This window comes from Streptomyces sp. NPDC107454 (assembly GCF_055582885.1).
The window spans coordinates 186,045-204,954 of the sequence record NZ_JBVJPA010000014.1; the positions used below are offsets into that span (position 1 = coordinate 186,045).

An 18,910-nucleotide genomic window follows, 5' to 3' on the forward strand; every position below is an offset into this window, starting at 1 on the left:
GAGCCGGGAGCCGTCACCGCCGGGCCGGGGCGGACTCCTCCGGCCTTCATGCGGCGTGCGGGTGCTCCGGGAGAGGGCCGGGAGAACCCGTGAAGCCGATCAGCCACCTCGCCCAGAGAGCGCTCAGACTGCCCCCGCCGCTGACGCGGGACGTGGTCGTCCAGCGGGATCTGCGGGTACCGATGTCCGACGGCATCGAGCTGCTGGCCGACCGGTGGGCGCCTCGGTCCGGCGGTGGCGGCCTGCCGCTCGTCCTGGTGCGATCCCCGTACGGGAGACGGGGGCCGGTCGGTGTGCAACTGGGCCTGATACCTGCGGAGCGCGGCTTCCAGGTGCTGATCCAGAGTGTGCGAGGAACCCACGGCTCGGGCGGGGCCTTCGACCCCATGTGCCAGGAACGCGACGACGGCCTGGCCACGCTGGAATGGGTGGTCGGGCAACCCTGGTGCGGCAAGTCCGTCGTACTCGTCGGCGCCAGCTATCTCGGCTATGTGCAGTGGGCCATGGCGGACCGGCTGCCGCCGCAGGTCAAAGCCATGATCCCGAACATGACTGAGTCCGCGCTGACGTTGGAGTTCCTCCGCCCCGACGGACTGTCCCTGGAGACGCCGTTCACCTGGGGAGTGAACAACGCCCTCGACGAGCCGACCGGCGTACTGCGCGGGCTGGCACAGATCCGCAGGAAGCAACGGGCGCTGTACACCCTGCCGTTGAGCCAGGCCGACGTCGCCGCCACCGGGCAGCGCGTCCAGTACATCCAGGATGTCCTCGCCCACGACGCGGACTCGGCACGCTGGACCGGTTTCGACCACCGGCACCGGGTGCCGGCCACCACCGTGCCCGTGAGCTCGATCGGGGGCTGGTTCGACATCTTCCTGCCCGGTCAGATCCGTGACTTCCAGGCCTTGCAAGGAGCGGGCCGAGAGGCGCGGCTGACGATCGGCCCCTGGACCCACGCCAACCTCGACAACACCCCGAGCCGTGAACTGCTCACCTTCGGACTCGCCCTCGCCCAGGGCAGGAAACCACCGCCGCGGGCCCCCGTACGGCTGTACATGATGGGCGAGGAGGCCTGGGCGGACTTCCCGTCCTGGCCGCCGCCAGGCTACTCGCCCCGGCGTTTCCACCTCCAGCCCGACGGTGCCCTGTCCACCGGGGCGCCGGCCGATTCGGCGCCCGACCGCTACCGCTACGACCCGACGGACCCCACTCCGGCGGTGGGCGGGGTCCGCGCCGCCGGCGGCGGACGCAAGGACAACGCCAAGCTGGAGGCACGCCCGGACGTGCTCACCTACACCACCTCCGTCCTCGACAGGGACGTCGAGGTCGTCGGCGAGGTGAGCGCCGGGATCTGGTTCCGCTCCAGTCGGCCGTTCGCCGACGTGTTCGTGCGTCTGTGCGATGTGGACGAGCGCGGCCGTTCGGTCAACGTGTGCGACGGCCTGGTCTCGCTCTGCGGCGCCGACGAGCTTTCCCTCGCCACCGTACGGCTGTGGCCCACCGCCTACCGGTTCCGGCGCGGACACCGGATCAGGGTGCAGGTCTCCAGCGGAGCCTTCCCCCGTTACGCCCGCAACCCCGGCACCGGCGAGCCCCACGCGACCGCCACCGAACTCCGTCCGGCAGACCAGGAGGTGTATCACGACCCGGCTCGGCCGTCGGCCGTCGTTCTTCCCGTGCACGGCGGGCACTAGCTCATCCGCGGAGCGAGTGCACGTCCCGATCTCAAAGACCGAGCATCGCCCGGGACATGGTCCACAACCGTTCGGCGGCGCCGGGATCCAGGGCGTGAGCGGCCACCCCGGTCGGCTCCGCCTCGTCTGCGGCGGCGGCCGGGTCGTGGGGCAGGGCTTCGTTGCAGTTCTCGAAGTACCGTCCGCCGATCCTGTCCACCAGAGGCGACGCGGCGAGGAACACGGAGGTGGCCGCGCCCTGTTCCGGGGTCCGCCAGGGGAAGCGCGCCATCACCTCCTGCGCGTGTGCGTTCGACGCCAGGATCGCCGTCTGATGGCGCTGGATGCCGGTGCGGATGCCACCGGGGTGCAGGGCGTTGGCCGTGATGCCGTCGTCGGCCCAGCGCCGGGACGCCTCGACGGCGAAGAGCACGTTGGCGGTCTTCGACTGACCGTAGGCGAGCCAGGGATCGTAGGCGCGGCGGTCGAAGTGGATGTCGTCGAAGTCGACCGGAGCGTGCAGATGGGTGAAGGAGCTGACGGCGACGACGCGCGCGCCCTCGGCGGCGAGCGCGTGGTGCAGGCCCAGGGCGAGGTGGAGGTGGCCGAGATGGTTGACAGCGAACTGGGATTCCCATCCTTCCGGGGTGCGGCGCAGCTCCGGCACGGCCATGACGCCGGCGTTGTTGACCAGGATGTGCAGCGGGCCTGACCAGCCGGAGACGAAGGAGGCCACCGAATCCTGGTCCGTCAGGTCCAGGGCGGACACCTCGACCTGGGTGCTGCCGGTGGTGGCGGTGATGTCGGCGGCGGTCTGCCGGCCGGCGTCGGTGTCGCGCACGGCGAGGGTCACCTCGGCGCCGGCCCGGGCGAGGGCGCGGGCGGTTTCCCTGCCGAGGCCGGAGGAGGCGCCGGTGACCACCGCGCGCCGGCCGGTCAGGTCGACGTCGGCCAGGACCTCGTCAGCGGTGGTGCCGCGGGTGAAGGGCGTGGTCAGACGGCGACCGTTGCTCATGGCGCTCCTCCGGGAGGGATGGCTTCCGCAGCACCATGCGAGGCGACGGACGGTCGCGGGGTCGACCTGGCCCTCGACCCGGTCGGCAAGGCGCGTTCGGTGAGGGCGCGCAGGGCGGTCGGGGACGTCTGGGCCAGGGTGAGGATGGAGAAGCCAGAACCTGTATCTGACCTCCGACATCGACGAGTTCGGCCGCGAGGACTCCTGGATCGCGGTCGCGGTGGCCACCGACGAGCAGTGGGCGGCCCTGCGGGACGCGATCGGCCGGCCCGGCTGGGCGACGGACCCGGAACTGGACACCGCCGACGGACGGCGCCGACACCACGACGACATCGACGAGCACCTGGCGGCCTGGTGTCGCGAGCGCGGCGCGGACGAGATCGTCGAACGGCTGTGGAACGCCGGTGTGCCCGTGGGCAAGGTGATGCAGCCCCACCGCCAGGAGGAGCTGGCACAACTGCGGTTCCGCGGCTTCTTCGAAAGGGTCGAGCATCCCGTCAACGGCTCGGCCCGGTACAGCACCCTGCCCGTCAGGCTGTCCCGAGGGCCTGATCGGCACCACGTCCATCACGCCCCTCTGCTCGGACAGCACAACAACGAACTGCTCACCCAACTGGGTCTCAACGAGCAGGAGATCGCCGCCCTCGAAGCCGACGGGGTGATCGGCCGGGCGCCGGCCCGATAGACCCCGACCAGGTTGCCGGGCCCATGAACCGCTGAAGGAAAGGAGCCGACATGCAGCCGCAGATCGGAATGATGCTTGCGAGCACGGTGGACAACACCACCGTCGTGATCGTCCGCTGGACGGCCGACGAAAAGGAAGCGACCTGCGGAGGCCGGCCGATGGTCGCCCAGACGCAGCACGACGCCTCACTCCAGCAGCCCCTCGACCCCGACCACGCGACCGGAACACTGCTGGGCAAGCGGTACGCCACCGAGGACGGGAGCGTGGAGCTGCTGTGCACCAAACCCGGCCAGGGCACCCTCGCCGTCGGAGGCGTGCCGCTGGCCGTGAAGAGCGCCAAGCCGTTGCCGGCTTCGGACTGAATGCGGACGGACGCCGATGGATCTCACGATGCTCCTGGACATGGCGGCCGACGGGTACGCCGACCGCACACTGGTGGGCACCGCCGAGGACGGACTCACGGCCCGGCAACTGCGCGATGCGGCACGCCGAGGCGCCTCGCTCGTCGCCGCGTCGGGCGCCGGTTCGGTCGTCTACCTGGCGGCCAACGGCCCGGCCTTCCCCGTGGCCCTGTTCGCAGCCGCCACCGCGGGGGTGCCCTTCGTTCCCCTCAACTACCGGCTCGTCACAGAGCAGTTGCAGTCCCTGCTGGCGAACCACGCCGACGCTTATGTGATCGCGGACGATCACCACGCACCCCTGCTCGCCGGCGCCGCGGCCCACGCACACACCCCGAAGGCATGGCTCGACACGACGACCTCCAAGGCGTCCGGGGAAAGCCCGTCACCCGAGACCGGCCAACCGGCCGCGGCCATCATCTACACCAGCGGAACGACGTCTGCGCCGAAGGGGGTCGTGCTGCGCCACGACAACCTGGTCTCGTACGTCATCGGAAGCGTGGAGTTCGGCAGCGCACAGCCGGACGACGCGGCCCTGATGTGCGTACCCCCGTACCACATCGCCGCCGTGTCGAACGTCCTGACCAACGTCTACGCCGGCCGGCGGCTGGTCGTCCTCGACACGTTCTCGCCCACGCGCTGGCTGGAGTTGGTGCGTGCCCAGCGCATCACCAACGCCATGGTCGTGCCGACCATGCTGGCCCGGCTGATGGACGAACACGAGGGCGAGCGATCAGCACCCACGCTGCGCACGCTCGCGTACGGCGGCGCCGCGATGCCGCCCCGGGTGATCGAGCGGGCGCTGGAGGAATGGCCGCATGTCGGGTTCGTCAACGCGTACGGGCTGACGGAGACCAGCTCCACCGTCTCCGTCCTCGGACCGGACGACCACCGCCGCGCCTTCGACTCCGAGGAGCCGAAGGCGCGGGCGCGCCTGCACTCCGCCGGGCGCCCGATCCCGGGCGTCGAGATCGAGATCCGTGACGACGACGGCACACCCGTGCCGCCGGATGTGTCGGAGTGTGTCTGGGTGCGCGGGGCCCAGGTGTCGGGGCAGTACGCCGGCATCGAATCCCGGGCGGCCGACGGCTGGTTCGACACCCGTGACCTGGGTCGGCTCGACCATCAGGGCTTCCTGTTCATCGAGGGTCGCCGGGACGACACGATCATCCGCGGTGCGGAGAACATCGCACCGGCCGAGATCGAGGACGTCCTGCTGCGCCAGACCGGTGTCGCGGACGCCGTCGTGGTCGGCGTGCCCGACGAGGAGTGGGGCCAGCGCATCGAGGCCGTCGTCGTCCCCGCCCGGGGAGCCTCGCTCGACAGCGAGGACCTGCGCACCGAAGTCCGGCGACGGCTGCGTAGTTCGAAGACACCCGACCGCATCGTCGTATGGGACGAGATACCCCGCACCGCCACCGGAAAGATCCTGCGTCATGAAGTCCGAGCGGAGCTGAGCCGCTGATCCGGCGACTTCGTCGGCGTCGTCCGGCCGCGGCAGGGATGGCCCCGGCCCGGTTCGCACTATCCCACGGAGACCGGAATGATTACCCTGGATGCATTGCCCCCTGACCCCGCGACCCTACGACGGGCCTACGGATGCTTCCCTTCCGGAGTGACCGCGGTCTGCGCCCTGCTGGACGGCGTCCCCGTCGGAATGGCGGCCAGCTCGTTCACCTCGGTGTCGTTGAGCCCACCCTTGGTCTCGCTGTGCGTGCAGCACTCGTCGCGGACCTGGCCGAAGCTGCTGGACTGCCCGAGGCTCGGGGTGAGTGTGCTCGCCGCAGACCATGACCTGGCATGTGTGAGTCTGTCCCGCAGGGAAGGCGACCGTTTCGCCGGAGTGAAGTGGGAACCGACCGAGCAAGGGGCGGTGTTCGTGCACGGGGCGACCGCCTGGCTCGAATGCTCGGTGGAGACGGAGATACCGGCCGGCGACCACGACATCGCCCTTCTTCGCATCCACGGGCTGCGTGCGGAACCCGAAACAACGCCACTGATTTTCCACGCGAGCAGGTTTCGCACCCTGGCGGCGACCGACTGATCCGCCCCCCTCGCAGGGTCGGGATGCCACGACGCGGATCACTCCTGCTGCAACGACCGGGCCCGCAGTGGCAGTTCGGTGACCACTTCGAAGCCCCTCGTTCCCGTGGACCCACGTGGAGCACACCGGCGCCGGCCTCGAGTTCGCTCAGCGCCGTGGCGGCGGTGCCGGTGAGGCCGGTGGCCACCGACCGGGCCTCGGCGGGCCGGGCGTGGACCAGGCGAGCCACGGTGTCGGCGTGGAGTGCGGTCGGGACGAGGTGGTGGGCGACGACGTCGTGCAGGTCGCGCGCTCTGCGCAGGCGTTCGTCGGTGACGCGCTGAGGGGCCTCTTTTTCTGGATGGGCCTTGTACGTCCGGCTCGTGGTGCCGAGGGCGGTGGGGAACAGCAGCCAGGCGGTGGGGCCGTCGAGGAACCCTGTCAACACCAGCGGGGCGACGGAGGTGCGGGCGAAGGTGTTCGCGACCTCCGCCGCGTGCGGGCGGCCGACGAGAGGTCCGGGCCGAGGCGCGTGCCGAACGCACAGTCATGGCGCGCCACCTGAACCTGCATGACTGCGCCGAGTGTGGGCGTGACCTCGCCGCGAACCTTCCCACGCCCCGTGATAGTTGGCAGGGCACGGCTTCCGGCCTGATCGGCGTATCGTCGCCGTGTGGTGTGCACCGACCAGCCGTAGATGGCGGCGCCGCTGAGGGCACCCCGTTGCGGCGGGCTGCCCTCTTGCGCTCGTCCTGTCCCGAGCAACCGACGAAACGCTCGCTTGGCTCCGTCGGAGGGCCGGGGCAGGAATCAGCCTTTGCCCTGGAGGCGCCAGATCTGGTTCTTCTTGGTGCCGAGGGCGCTTGCGGGGTCGCAGGTCCACTGGTGGATCAGGGCACCCGCTGTGGTGGAGACGTTGGAGACGTCGACGCACTTGCCGCTGTGGACGGCGACGACCTGGTAGTCGTGGCTGTTGCCGAGCGCGGTGACGGGGTTGAGCGTGAACTGCTGGTTGGTGGCGCCGTTGCAGGTGTACTGGATGACGGCGGCGCCGTCTGTGGTGGAAGCCCCGGACACGTCCAGGCACTTGCCGCTGAGCTCGTTGACAACGGTGTACGTGTTCGTCTTGCCGCTGACCGGTTTGAGGTCGAGCATCTGCTGGTAGCCGCCCTCGCAGTACCACTGCTGGTACTGCGTGCCGTTGGCCGTGCTCAGGTTGGTGTCGTCCAGGCACTGCCCGCTGTTCTGGCTCACCGCGACGGTGGAGACGGTGGTGTTGGACGGCGGCAGGAGGGTGACGGTGTAGCCGTCTTTGGCGTTCGACCAGGGGATGGACAGCGAGGCGGCGTTGCCCGTGACGGTGAGGGTGGTGTCGGAGATGGTCTCCGGGCCGGTCACGGCGGCGCCGTTGTTGTAGGGGATGCGCTGGACGACCGCGCGGACCCGGCTGTTCTCCATCACCGATGTCGTGTTCAGGCCGGTGAGGTTGACGGTGACCGTGCCGGTGTTGCCGCTGCTGCCGAGCAGGATCTTGGCGTTCTTGGCGGTGTTGTCCTTGGTGGCGAGTCCGTCGGTGCCGGTGCCCGGGAGCAGGTTGACGATGTTGCCGGTCTGCGAGCCGTAGTAGCGGTACATGAACCACTCGCCGAGCGGCAGGTACTGGCCGGCGCTGTTCTTGGTCAGCAGGTTGGCCTCGTTGTCGTGCAGGCCGGTTCCCGAGGCCCAGTTGCCGCGCAGACCGTCGGCGCCGGCCCGCTCCAGTCGGCCGATGAACCAGGCGCCGCCGCCCGGGGACTGCATGGACAGTGTGGCGTACTCGTTGATCTGGTACGGACGGTTGTTGGTCAGGCCCGCCGCCGAAAGCGTCGAGTTGGCGCGGCCGATGTCGGTCACCGGGTCACCGGGCTCGTCGTGCCAGCTGTAGATGTCCGGGGCGACGTTGTTGGCCTTGACGTAGTTCAGGTACGTGGTCCACCAGCTGTTGGAGGAGTTCGGCTGTCCCGCGGTACTGGGGCCGACGATCAGCTGGGTGGGGAAGGCCGCCCGGACCTTGGCGTAGAACCGCGACCACATCTGCAGGTACTGGCTCTGCGAGGGCTTCCAGAAGCCGCTGCCGTCGGGTTCGTTCCACAGGTCCCACTGGACGGTCATGTTGTTGGCGCGCACATCGTTGATCAGCTGGGTGACGAAGTTGTCGAACTGCGTCCAGTCACCGTTGTCGCCGGGCCAGCCCTGACTGGTGGTGCCGTCCGCGCCCCACAGGTCGTGCGGGAGCAGGACGAATGTGCCGCCGAGGGCGGCGGTCCGCTTGTACTGGGCGAGGGTGGAGTTCCAGCGGGTCTGGTAGTCGGCGAGGCTGGTGGCGTAGCCGCCGCTGTTGAGCTGGGCTCCGCCGGCCCGCATGAGGTGCCACTTGATGTCCTTGAAGAAGTGGTCCTGCGGGAGTGAGCCGTCCGGGGTCATCCCGTAGATCGTGCCGGAGGCGTGGTAGGCAGGGGCGCCGCCGGCGGTGGCGAAGTCCACGGTGACGCTGGTGTCGGCGGCATGCGAGGCGGTGGCGGGCAGCAGGCTCGCCGCCAGGGCCGCCAGCAGGACTGTGGCGGTGGACAGCAGACGTGGCGAATGCAGGCGCATGAGCGGTTCTCCGAGTGTCAGGGATGTCCGGGGGCAATGGGGGGCCCGGGCCTTCTGTAGCCCGGGAGAGAGGGGGAGGCGGGGGGCCGGCACGCATCGCGGCCCATCGGTGGGTCCCGGGATGTCCGCGGGGCTACTTCCGGGTGAGCGGTGTGACGGCGATCTGGTCGATCACCGGGGCGAACGGAGAGCGTTGGTCGTACTGGTTGTAGGTGTCGCCGTTGAAGTCGGGTAGCTCTTCCGAGGTGAAGGAGAGCCGGTTGGTGCCCTTCTTGAGCGTGACGGGGACGGTCAGTTCCCAGAAGTTGTTGAAGTGGAAGGTGGTCGGGAAGAGCACCCTGCGGGCCGGTCCACCGTTGACGGAGAGGTCGGCGTGACGGGCGATCGGGTCGGGGTTGTAGTGCGTGGCCGGGGCCTGTTCCGCGTTGGAGTAGCGGATGGTCACCGCGTGCCGCCCGGACCGCCCGGCGACGACGTCGAAGGTGAGGGCGCTCTGCTTGCCGTCGCCGACATCGGTGACCGCTCTACCGCCGGTGGCGAAGGTGTAGGCGTCGGTCACCTTGGCGGCACCCTTCAGCCGGCCGTCCTCCGCCTGGTAGACCTTGGTCGCCAGAGTGCCGCTGGACGGCGCGACCCGCAGCCGGTCGAGGAGCAGCTCGCGCGAGGCGCCGGTGACGGTGATCTTGTTGATGCCGCCGGACAGGAAGACCGGGACCTGATCCGTGCCCTTCTTGCTCCCGCCGATCTCGGGCGCGCTCAGTTTCTCGCCGTTGAGCGACACGCTCGCCGTGCCGCCGCCGAGGTGGTCGACGGACACAGTCGACTCGCCGTCGGTGCGGGAGTAGACCCAGAACGTCGCCGAGTCGCCCTTGCACAGCGCCACCGTGCCGGCGCCCGAGGCTCGGCGGTGGGTGTAGTCCGGCATGGCCCCGTCGAGGGTGGCGTACTCGGCCTCGTAGACCGCCGGCGCGGTCACGTGCTGGTCGCGCAGCGACAGGTCGATCTTGTCGATGATGGCGTCGCCCTTGGTGACGCCGAGGTCCGGGTCCTTGGCGGCGAGCGTGATGCGGTGCTTTCCGGCGGTGAGCTTCACTGTGGTGTCGGTGTGGCCCCAGACCACCCATTTGTAGCCGAGCGGCAGCCGCAGCTCCTGCGGGTCGTTGCCGTCGACACGGAGGAAGACGTTGGTGGGTCCCTGTTCCTTCACCAGGTCGTACAGGTTGTAGGAGTTGGCGAACACGCTCAGGTCGTACGTGCCGTCCTGCGGGACGTCGACGTCGAAGCCGAGGACGCCGTCGGATCCGGTGCGCAGACCGCCCACGTTGTAGGTGCCGGAGGTCGCGAACCCGCCGACGTTCGAGGGTGTGCCTTCAGGGCCGTTCTTGGAGTAACCGCCACCGGTGTACGTGGCGTTCTCGGCCTCGTACGTCCTGCGCCAGCTGACGGACGGTTCGTCCGGTGCGCTGCCCTTGCCGCCGGGGGAGAGGATGACCTGGTAGGCGGACATCTCGTTCATGCCGGTCATCGGCAGCGTCACCGAGCCGTCCGTGCCGACCGTGACCTCCTGGTCCGCCAGCCGCAGCGGTTGCGCCGAGTCGCCGACCTGTCCGCTCCAGGGGATCTCCTGCACGGTGGCGTGCACGGTCGTGCCGAACAGCTTCGGGTCGACGTTCCGGAAGACCACGTCGGCGTCCCCGCTCTTGCCGCCGAAGATCGCCCGGGACTGCTTCTTGCCCTCGTCGAGGGTGGCGACGCCCTGGAGGGTGTACTGCTGGTTGGGGTGCGGGGCGGTCACCTGGACGGTGTGGCCGGTCATCTGGCCGTAGGCGTTGAACAGCCACCACTGGCCGTTGCCCTTGTTGGCCTCGACGGCCGAGTCGTTGAGGTTGCCGTCGATGTTCCAGTAGGCGAGGTCGGCGTCGATCTTGGACTCCTCGATGGCGGAGACCCACTGGACGACCTGGCCGGGCACGGAGAGGTGGTAGTTGTGGCCGTACTCGTTGACGTTGACCGGCAGCGGGCCGATGCCGACGTCCTTCTCCATCTGCCGGTACTTCGCCACATTCGTGCGGACCGCGGCGGGCGACGACAGCTCGTGCCAGGTCATCACGTCCGGGACCACGTCGTTGGCCTTGGCGTACTGCAGGAAGCCCTTGACCTGGTCGTAGAGCACGCTGGTGTTGGGGCCGGCGATGCGGGCGTCCGGGTCGAGGCCCTTGATGAGGTGGTAGACCTCCTTCCAGGCCGCGAAGTAGTACTGCGGGTCGTTAAGCCAGGAGGTCTTGTTGTAGCTCCACTCGCCGGTGCCGAACATGTTCCCTTCGGGCTCGTTGAACGGCACGAAGACGACGTGGTCCTTGTAGCCGTCCATGGTCAGGACCTGCTGGACCTGTTTCTTGATCTTCGCCTCGAAGTCGGCGAGCCGTGCGGGACCGTCGGCCCCCGGCCACTGGTAGGGGAAGCCGCGGTAGATGTCGGTCATGTAGACGTAGACGTCCTTGCCGCCGGAGTCCACGAACGATGGCAGGACCTCCAGTGCGTCCGCTCCGGGGTGCTGGGGCCCGTCCTGCGCTTTCGTCGACACCGTGCGGACGTGCATGCCCTCCAGGAGGTTGCGGCTCGGTACTCCGTCACCGTAGACGCCGTACAGGGAGCCGGACGCGCCCCCGTGGAAGGGGCCGGTGTCGGTGGCGAGATCGATCGTGAGGTGCTCCGGTTCCGCCGCGCGGGCCGTGCCGATGGCAGGCACGGCGAGGAGGGCGGCGAGGGCTGTCACGGCTGTGGCGCCGGCGGTTGCTCGTCTGCTGCGTCTGCGTGGCACTGGGGTCTCCGTAAACCGTGTGGGTGATCCGGTCCCGTCATGCGAACCGGTTCGATCGATTCGATCGGTGCAGAGTCCGGACGGGCGGGAAGAGTGCGGCCCGGGTTCGGCGGGAAAGACGGCTTCGAGCGGCTCCCGTCGAACCGGTTCGCCGGAAGCTAGCACCGCCGGAAACAGCCCAGCAATACGTGTGACACAGATGAGGCGGCAGTTTTTCCGATGTGTGCGCAAAGCATTGACAGCGGCTCCAGTCGCTCTTAACTTCCCTTCACGCGAACCGGTTCGACAGCTGGCTCGCTGTCGAACCGGTTCGATCAATTCGGTTAAGGAGTCCCCCGTGAACATCGGTGAGATCGCCAAGCGGGCCGGTGTCTCGCGGAGCACGGTGTCGTACGCGTTGAGCGGCAAGCGCCCGGTGTCGGACGAGACCCGCGAGAAGATCCAGCGGGTCATCAAGGAGCTGGGGTACCGGCCCAACGCGAGCGCACGTGCCCTGGCCAACGGCCGGACCAGCACCATCGGTCTGGTCTTCCCGCCGGCCGGCGACCACTACACCGGCATGCAACTCGACTTCATCGGCAGCGTGGTGGAGGCCGCGGCCGCCTATGACTACGACGTACTGCTCTCCCCGAGCGGTGTGGACAGCGACCGCTCGTTCCAGCGGCTGCTGGGCGAGCGGCGCGTCGACGGCGCGATCCTCATGGAGATCAGGCTCCAGGACGACCGCGTGGACCATCTCGTCGCCGAGAACTTCCCCGCCGTCTGCATCGGCCGCACCTCGCAGCCGGACGGCGCCTGGTGGGTGGGCCTGGATCACACCGCGCTGGCGGCGGCCTGTGTCCACCACCTGGCGGACCTGGGCCACCGCAGGATCGCCTTCGTCAACCGTCCCGAGCAGCTCCTGCGTGCCGGGTACGAGTCGGCGCACCGAGGGCTCGACGGCTTCACCAAGGCCGCTGCCGAGCGAGGGCTCACCGTCCGCGCGTACACCTGTGGGGACGATGCCACCTCGGGTGAGGCCTGCCTGGAGCGGATCCTGCACGACGACCCCGCCACCACGGCCCTCGTCACGCTCAACGAGGCCGCGCTGGGCGGCCTCTACCGGGGCCTGGCCCACGCGGGCCGCCATGTGCCGCGCGACTTCTCCGTCACCGGGGTGGTGGCCGGCCGGTGGGCGGAGACGGTGACCCCGCAGCTCACGGCGGCCGACGTGCCAGCGCCGCAGATGGGGCGCCTGGCCGTCGAACTGCTCGTCGAGCGGCTCGACCATCCCGAGGCGCCACCGCGCCATCACCTGCTGGCCCCGCCGATCTCGCTGCGCGCCAGCACCGGGCCCGCCGGCCCCGGCTCGTCCACGGACGCACACGGCACCCTGGACGCCGCCCGGTCTACCTGACCGGCACCCCCTGTTCCTCACCCCGGCGACTTGCTCCACTCCTTCGCCTTTCCGCCTGACCGTTCGGGCGGCCGTCCGCGACTCCGTGGCGCCCTTCGGCGCGCCCTGCCATGTCTCTGCCATCTCCGGACACAGCACTGTCTGCATGTCCATGCCCAATATGAAGGAACGTCCGATGAACAGATCCACCAGAGGCCGTCTCACCCTCACCGCTGTGACCGTCGCCGCCCTCACCATCGGCGCCACCGCCTGCTCCTCCGACGACAGTTCGTCCACGAAGGGAAACGACAACGGCACCTACACCGTCTGGGACCCCTACCCGCAGTTCGACAAGAGCTCGGCATGGGCGAAGCTGCTGGACAGCTGTGGTACCAAGGCGGGGGTGAAGATCAAGCGGACGGCGTTCGACACCAGCGACCTGACGAACAAGGCGCTGCTGGCGGCCCAGCAGGACAACTCCGCGGACGTGCTGATCGTCGACAACCCGGTGGTGTCGACCCTGGCGGAGGCCGGAGTCCTCACCACCACCGAGGACAGCAAACTGGACACCTCGAAGGTCGACCCCAACCTGCTCGCGGCCGGTCAGTCGGGCGGGAAGACCTACGGAACGCCCATCGGCGCAAACACCCTGGCCCTCTACTACAACAAGGCCGTCCTCAAGGCGGCGGGCGTGGACGTCGCCTCGGTCAAGGACTGGAAGTCGCTGACGGTGGCCCTGGAGAAGGTCAAGAAGGCGGGCAAGAAGGGCATCACCTTCTCCGCGATCGGCACGGAGGAGGGCAGCTTCCAGTTCCTGCCGTGGTTCTGGGGCTCGGGCGCGAAGCTGACAGAGCTCGACTCCGCCCAGGGCGTCTCGGCCGTCTCCCTGTGGAGCGACTGGCTCAAGAAGGGATACGCGCCCAACTCGGTCATCAACAACACCCAGACCACCAGTTGGCAGGAGTTCGCGAGCGGCGACTATGCGTTCGCGGAGAACGGCACCTGGCAGCTCGCGAACGCCGAGAAGGCGGGCTTCGACTACGGCGTCCTGCCGATCCCCGGCGCCGGGGGAGGCAACGCGGCGGCTCCGACCGGCGGCGAGTTCGTCACCGTGCCGGTCCAGAGCGACACCGGCCGGTACGCCACCACGCAGAAGCTGGTGTCGTGCCTCACCAGCACCGAGAACCTGTACGCCACCGACACCACCCTGTCCTACGTGGCTCCCACAAGTGAGGTGCAGGACAAGCAGGTGGCGTCAAACGCCAAGCTGAAGCCCTGGGTCGAAGCGGTCAAGGCGGCCAAGGGCCGCACCAGCGACGACCTTGGCACCAAGTACCCCAAGATCTCCGAGCAGATGTGGAAGGCGGTCCAGTCCGCCCTCAGCGGGGCCAAGTCTCCGAAGGACGCGCTCACCACGGCACAGGACGCCGTCAAGTAAACCGTCAGGCAACCACATTCCGGGGCTCCTTGATGAACCGCACGACACACCTGCCGGAACGTCGGCCGGTGCGCGACCGGGGTGGGGCGGTCACCGCCGCCCCACCCCGGTCGCGCACAGCGCCGTGGCGCCGTCGCCCGACCTCCCAGCAGTGGGCCGCCTGGGCCTTCCTCGCCCCGGTGACCCTCTACCTCGTCCTCTTCTACGCCTATCCGCTGTACCGCAACCTCGACCTGAGTCTGCGGAACTACACCGTCCGCTCCTTCGTCCACGGTGACGCGCCGTTCACCGGCCTGGAGAACTACCGGACCGTCTTCGACGACCCGACCTTCGCACCAGCGCTGCTGCACACCGTGGTGTTCACCGCCGTCTGCCTGTTCTTCCAGTACGCCATCGGCCTGGCCCTCGCCGTCTTCTTCAACCAGAACTTCCGGCTCTCCGCGACCCTGCGCGCCCTGTTCCTGGTGCCGTGGCTGCTGCCGTTGATCGTGTCGGCCTCCACCTGGTCGTGGATGCTCAACAGCGACTCCGGCATCGTCAACGCCGCCCTGCACGCAGTCGGCATCGGGCCGGTGAACTGGCTGACCTCACCGTCGTGGTCACTGACCTCGGTGATCATCGCCAACATCTGGATCGGCGTGCCGTTCAACCTCGTCGTGCTGTACAGCGGTCTGCAGGCGATCCCCGACAGTCTGTACGAAGCGGCCGCGCTCGACGGCGCGAACGCCTGGCGGCGCTTCTGGAGCATCACCTTCCCGCTGCTGCGACCAGTGTCCGCCATCACCCTCCTGCTGGGCCTGGTCTACACACTCAAGGTCTTCGACATCATCTGGATCATGACCAAGGGTGGCCCGGCGGACTCGTCCACCACCTTCGCCACCTGGTCCTACCAGCTCGGCTTCGGCAACCTGCTGCCCGCCTTCGGCCCCGGCGCGGCCGTCGGGAACCTGCTTGTCGTCGCCGCCCTGGTCTTCGGCCTGGTGTATCTCAGGGTCCAGCGAAAGCAGGCACTGTCATGAGCGCGCCCGCCATGAACCGCACCGGCCGCACGTGGTGGAAGACGGCCACGGGCCTCCTGCTCACCGCCGCCATGCTCTTCCCGGTCTACTGGATGCTCAACGTGTCCTTCACCCGGGAACAGGACATGCGCAAGAGCCCGCCGGACCTGTTCCCCGCCCACGCCACGCTGGACGGCTACCGCGCGGTTTTCGACCAACAGTTTCCCTACCTCGGCACCAGCCTCGTCATCGGCCTGGGCACCGTCGTCCTCACCCTGGCGCTGGCCGCACCCGCCGGCTACGCGCTCGCCAAACTGCGGCCACGCGGCGGCGGCGTCGTCAGCTTCCTGCTCCTGGTCGCGCAGATGATCCCCGGCATCATCATGGCGATGGGCTTCTACGCCATCTACCTCAGCCTCGGCCTGCTCCAGTCGGTGCCCGGGCTGATCGTCGCGGACTCCACGCTGGCCGTCCCGTTCGCGGTACTGATCTTCACCGCGTTCATGTCCGGGATCCCGGAAGAACTGCTCCAGGCCGCCAAGACCGACGGAGCCGGGCCCCTGCGCACGTTCCGCTCGATCGTGCTGCCCATGAGCCGCAACGCCCTCGTCACGGTGTCGCTGTTCGCGTTCCTGTGGTCATGGTCCGACTTCGTGTTCGCCAGCACCCTCGCCGGCGGCGGAGCACACGAGCCGATCACCCTCGGCATCTACCACTACATCGGCAACAACAACCAGGAGTGGAACGCCATCATGGCCACCGCCGTCGTGGCCTCGCTGCCCGCGGCGGTGATTCTCGTCCTCGCCCAGCGTTACGTCGCCGCCGGTGTGACCGCCGGTGCCGTCAAGGACTGACGCCTCCTCCCGGCAGTTCACCGGTGATCCCCGCTGAAGAAATGAGTGACTCCGCATGACCGCCGCCCGACCCGGCCCGGCCTTCTCCGTCCACGACATTCCGTTCAGCACACACGGCTCATGGTTCGACATCTCCCCGGTGGTGGCGGAGAAGACGTACGCCGAAGACCTCCATCTGGTCTCCCACCAGAACGGGATGCGGCCCGTCCTGCGCTTCGTGCCGCTCGACGCCACCACGGGCGCCCGGGCCGAGGCACATGTCGAGGCGACTCCCGCTCTGCTCAGCTGGACGCACGGGGGCGGTCGCGTCGATCTCGCCTACCAGTCGCCGGAGGTCATACGGCTGCGGGGGGAAGGGGTGAGCCTGCGGATCACCGCGGCGGCGCAGACGCTCACGCCTTTCACGGGCACGTACTTCTTCCGCGACCCCGCGGACGGAGCGTACGTGTTCACCTCGTACGAGACCGGCCGTCGCTACCGGGTCACCGTGCTGTCCGGAGTGCCGGGCGACACCTCGGGCGGCCAGGCGCTGGGCAGCGCCGAGCGCGGTCTGACGATCACCGCGGAAGCGGGCGGAACCTGGGAGGCCGCCGTCGAGGAACTCGACACCGCGCGTCGTTCCCGTACTTCCTGGGCAGCGTTCAGCAAGGTCGTGGCCGCGGCGTGGCAGACCTTCGCCGACTTCGCCGACGCGGTGGCTCCCTGGCGCTCCCCCCGTACCCCGGCCGCCGAACTGGCCGCGTACGTCCTGTGGTCGGCGACGGTCCGCCCGGTGTCCTTGGTCACCCGGCCCGCGGTGCTCATGTCCAAGCACTGGATGGACAAGGTCTGGAGCTGGGATCACTGCTTCAACGCCCTCGCCCTGGCACCCGGAGCGCCCGCCCTGGCCTGGGACCAGTTCTCGCTGCCGTTCGACCACCAGGACGAGAGCGGGGCCCTGCCCGACTCGGTGACCCACTCGGAGGTCCTCTACAACTTCGTCAAACCGCCCATCCACGGCTGGGCCCTGGCCCACCTGCGCCGACGGCTCCCCGAACCCCTCGCCCGCACGGAACTCGCGGAGATCTACGACCGGTTGAGACGCTGGACGGACTTCTGGCTCACCGCGCGCCGCGCACCGGGCGCCGCCCTGCCCCACTACCAGCACGGCAACGACAGCGGCTGGGACAACGCCACCACCTTCGACCCCGAGCGTCTGGTCGTCACCGCCGACCTGGCCGCGTTCCTCGCCCTCCAGCTCCGTCAACTCGCCGGTCTGGCAACCGAACTGGGCTTTCCCGACGAGGCCCGCCGCTGGACCCGCAGCGCCGAGGCGACGCAGACGGCGATGCTCGACGAGCTGTGGACGGGGGAGTGGTTCGTGGCCCGTGGAGCCGAGAGCGGTGACACCTGGAGCAGTGCGAGTCTGCTCGACCTGATGCCGATCGTCCTGGGCGAGTACCTGCCCGAGCACGTCGCCAAGACCCTGGCCACCCGGATCGAGGCCCACCTGACCCCGTACGGCCTGGCCACCGAACTCACCGCCTCACCGCACTACCGCTCCGACGGCTACTGGCGCGGCCCCATCTGGGCCCCCGCCACCGTCCTCGTCGAAGACGGTCTGCGCCGCGCCGGACACCACCGCCTCGCCGACGAGATCAGCGCCCGCTTCCGGACCCTGTGCGAAACCCACGGCTTCGCCGAGAACTTCGATGCTCTCACCGGCAGCGGCCTGCGCGACCGCGCCTACACCTGGACTGCCGCCGCCTACCTCCTGCTCGCCGAAGCCCACGAACTCCGGCGCATCGCGCCCACATCCGCCGCGCGCAACGGCGGCTGAGCCGCCCCGACAGGCCGCGAGGCAGGCGAAAGCGTTCGCCGGCTCGTGTCTTCAGCGCCAGGTGGCGGTGATCCGCAGGTGGGGGCGGTGGCCTCTACGGGTGATGCGGTGTACGGCAGTCGGTAGCGGGGCTTCTTCGGCTCGGCGTCGGCGAGTTCGCCGTCCGGCACCAGGGTGCGCGTCCAGGCGAGCAGGTCGAAGGGGGTCAGGGACAGCTCCAGCCAGGCCGTGTTGGCCTGGAAGAGCCGGGAGGGAAGCGGTCGAGGCCGGTGGCTCTGTGCCGCAGCGGATCCGGTTCTCGAGGCGGGCGTGCGCGCGGTGACGGACTTGTTCTTGGCCCACTTGCTGATCTTTAAGGCCAAGGGTAACGACGAGACATGGCCCCGCCTTCAGCCGCTACACCGCCTGCCTCGCGCTGGACTGCCCCGAACGTCTTGGCCGTTGGAGAAGGGGCGGCAATATGGCGGAGACGGCAGACCGAGGTGGCCGGGCGGTTCTGGAGCCGCTGGAGCGGGGCCAGGTCTGCAAAGGGGTGATGTCGTCCATCGAGCGGTTCGGCGCGTTCGTCGACATCGGGGGCTTCCATGGACTGGTGAACACGGCCGAGTTGACCTGGGCTCACCTCTTCGACGCGGTGTCGGACATCGTAGAGGCCGGGCAGGAGGTCAACATCGTGGTCCTGGACGTCGATGCCGAACGGGAACGGGCTTCCTTCTCACTGAAGGCGGAGCACCCTCCGTAACAAGCCCCCGACCGGCTACCTCGCAGCACTCCACCTACGCGGCGCGATCATCTGGCTCCGTAGCCTCCGCTGAAGACCGGAACTCGGCACACGCTCTACGGCCGGTAGCGGATCTCCAACATCAAGCAGCCTCCGGTTGTCCGGTACGGGCCGTGTTCCATACCCGGGGGCCGGGCGGCGAAGTCTCCGGCGCAGAAGGTCTGATCCAGGGTCAGGTCGTGCAGGTCGCCTTCGAGCAGATAGACCTCCTCGACCCACTCGTGCCGGATCACGCCGGAGAGCGAGGTGTCGAGGCCCGGCTCCCAGCGCACCAGCCGGGTCAGCACCTCCGGATCAGCGTCGTCCCTGCTCAGAATCCTCTCGGCGGTCCCGGGCTGCGGCCCGGTGTGCCACTGCATGGCGTCCGGTGAAAAGAATTCCCGCTCGTTCTTCATG

The 18,910-nt window shown here is 69.1% G+C and carries 15 protein-coding genes and 1 pseudogene; 11 read left to right on the forward strand and 5 right to left on the reverse strand.

The window, feature by feature from the left end; all coding sequences use genetic code 11:
• Positions 1–89 precede the first annotated feature (89 nt).
• Positions 90–1,694 carry a CocE/NonD family hydrolase gene (locus ACZ69M_RS33780; RefSeq protein ID WP_470055868.1) on the forward strand — a complete coding sequence of 535 codons (1,605 nt, stop codon included), beginning with the start codon at positions 90–92 and terminating at the stop codon, positions 1,692–1,694.
• Positions 1,695–1,725: 31 nt separating this feature from the next.
• Here the strand turns inward: ACZ69M_RS33780 and ACZ69M_RS33785 are convergent, their stop codons facing one another.
• Positions 1,726–2,688, reverse strand: coding sequence for an SDR family NAD(P)-dependent oxidoreductase (locus ACZ69M_RS33785; protein ID WP_470055870.1), 963 nt, complete (start codon positions 2,686–2,688; stop codon positions 1,726–1,728).
• 178 nt (positions 2,689–2,866) lie between these two features.
• Between ACZ69M_RS33785 and ACZ69M_RS33790 the strand changes: the two genes are divergently transcribed.
• The 4 genes from ACZ69M_RS33790 to ACZ69M_RS33805 all read left to right on the forward strand — a co-directional run bounded on the left by ACZ69M_RS33790 (position 2,867) and on the right by ACZ69M_RS33805 (position 5,815).
• A complete protein-coding gene (locus ACZ69M_RS33790; protein WP_470056204.1) occupies positions 2,867–3,373 on the forward strand; it encodes a CoA transferase in 507 nt (168 codons plus the stop codon).
• A gap of 50 nt (positions 3,374–3,423) precedes the next feature.
• Entirely contained in the window at positions 3,424–3,735 is a 312-nt protein-coding gene (locus tag ACZ69M_RS33795; protein WP_470055872.1) for a hypothetical protein, read from the forward strand.
• A gap of 16 nt (positions 3,736–3,751) precedes the next feature.
• Positions 3,752–5,236 carry a class I adenylate-forming enzyme family protein gene (locus tag ACZ69M_RS33800; protein WP_470055874.1) on the forward strand — a complete coding sequence of 495 codons (1,485 nt, stop codon included), beginning with the start codon at positions 3,752–3,754 and terminating at the stop codon, positions 5,234–5,236.
• Between the two features lie 78 nt (positions 5,237–5,314).
• Entirely contained in the window at positions 5,315–5,815 is a 501-nt protein-coding gene (locus ACZ69M_RS33805) for a flavin reductase family protein (RefSeq protein ID WP_470055876.1), read from the forward strand.
• Positions 5,816–5,945: 130 nt separating this feature from the next.
• On the opposite strand, the pseudogene ACZ69M_RS33810 reads toward ACZ69M_RS33805, so the two are convergent.
• From ACZ69M_RS33810 to ACZ69M_RS33820, 3 genes and pseudogenes are all read right to left on the reverse strand, one after another.
• Positions 5,946–6,242, reverse strand: a pseudogene (locus ACZ69M_RS33810) (histidine kinase dimerization/phosphoacceptor domain-containing protein); the annotation flags it as partial.
• A gap of 362 nt (positions 6,243–6,604) precedes the next feature.
• Positions 6,605–8,428 (reverse strand): RICIN domain-containing protein, encoded by a 1,824-nt coding sequence (locus tag ACZ69M_RS33815; RefSeq protein WP_470055878.1) that lies wholly within the window; start codon positions 8,426–8,428, stop codon positions 6,605–6,607.
• Positions 8,429–8,561: 133 nt separating this feature from the next.
• Positions 8,562–11,204 carry a cellulosome protein gene (locus ACZ69M_RS33820; protein WP_470055879.1) on the reverse strand — a complete coding sequence of 881 codons (2,643 nt, stop codon included), beginning with the start codon at positions 11,202–11,204 and terminating at the stop codon, positions 8,562–8,564.
• 382 nt (positions 11,205–11,586) lie between these two features.
• Between ACZ69M_RS33820 and ACZ69M_RS33825 the strand changes: the two genes are divergently transcribed.
• From ACZ69M_RS33825 to ACZ69M_RS33850, 6 genes are all read left to right on the forward strand, one after another.
• Positions 11,587–12,645, forward strand: a complete 1,059-nt coding sequence (locus tag ACZ69M_RS33825; protein WP_470055881.1) for a LacI family DNA-binding transcriptional regulator — start codon at positions 11,587–11,589, stop codon at positions 12,643–12,645.
• Positions 12,646–12,820: 175 nt separating this feature from the next.
• On the forward strand, positions 12,821–14,062 hold the full coding sequence (locus ACZ69M_RS33830; protein WP_470055883.1) for a sugar ABC transporter substrate-binding protein: 1,242 nt from the start codon (positions 12,821–12,823) through the stop codon (positions 14,060–14,062).
• A gap of 32 nt (positions 14,063–14,094) precedes the next feature.
• Positions 14,095–15,081 carry a carbohydrate ABC transporter permease gene (locus tag ACZ69M_RS33835; protein ID WP_470055885.1) on the forward strand — a complete coding sequence of 329 codons (987 nt, stop codon included), beginning with the start codon at positions 14,095–14,097 and terminating at the stop codon, positions 15,079–15,081.
• Positions 15,082–15,092: 11 nt separating this feature from the next.
• Entirely contained in the window at positions 15,093–15,914 is an 822-nt protein-coding gene (locus ACZ69M_RS33840) for a carbohydrate ABC transporter permease (protein WP_470056206.1), read from the forward strand.
• A 55-nt stretch (positions 15,915–15,969) separates the two neighbouring features.
• A complete protein-coding gene (locus ACZ69M_RS33845) occupies positions 15,970–17,733 on the forward strand; it encodes an amylo-alpha-1,6-glucosidase (RefSeq protein ID WP_470055887.1) in 1,764 nt (587 codons plus the stop codon).
• A gap of 460 nt (positions 17,734–18,193) precedes the next feature.
• A complete protein-coding gene (locus ACZ69M_RS33850; protein WP_470055889.1) occupies positions 18,194–18,475 on the forward strand; it encodes a S1 RNA-binding domain-containing protein in 282 nt (93 codons plus the stop codon).
• Positions 18,476–18,570: 95 nt separating this feature from the next.
• Here the strand turns inward: ACZ69M_RS33850 and ACZ69M_RS33855 are convergent, their stop codons facing one another.
• Complete coding sequence (locus ACZ69M_RS33855; RefSeq protein ID WP_470055891.1) at positions 18,571–18,909, reverse strand: cupin domain-containing protein; 339 nt, start codon at positions 18,907–18,909, stop codon at positions 18,571–18,573.
• Between the last annotated feature and the right edge of the window lies 1 nt (position 18,910).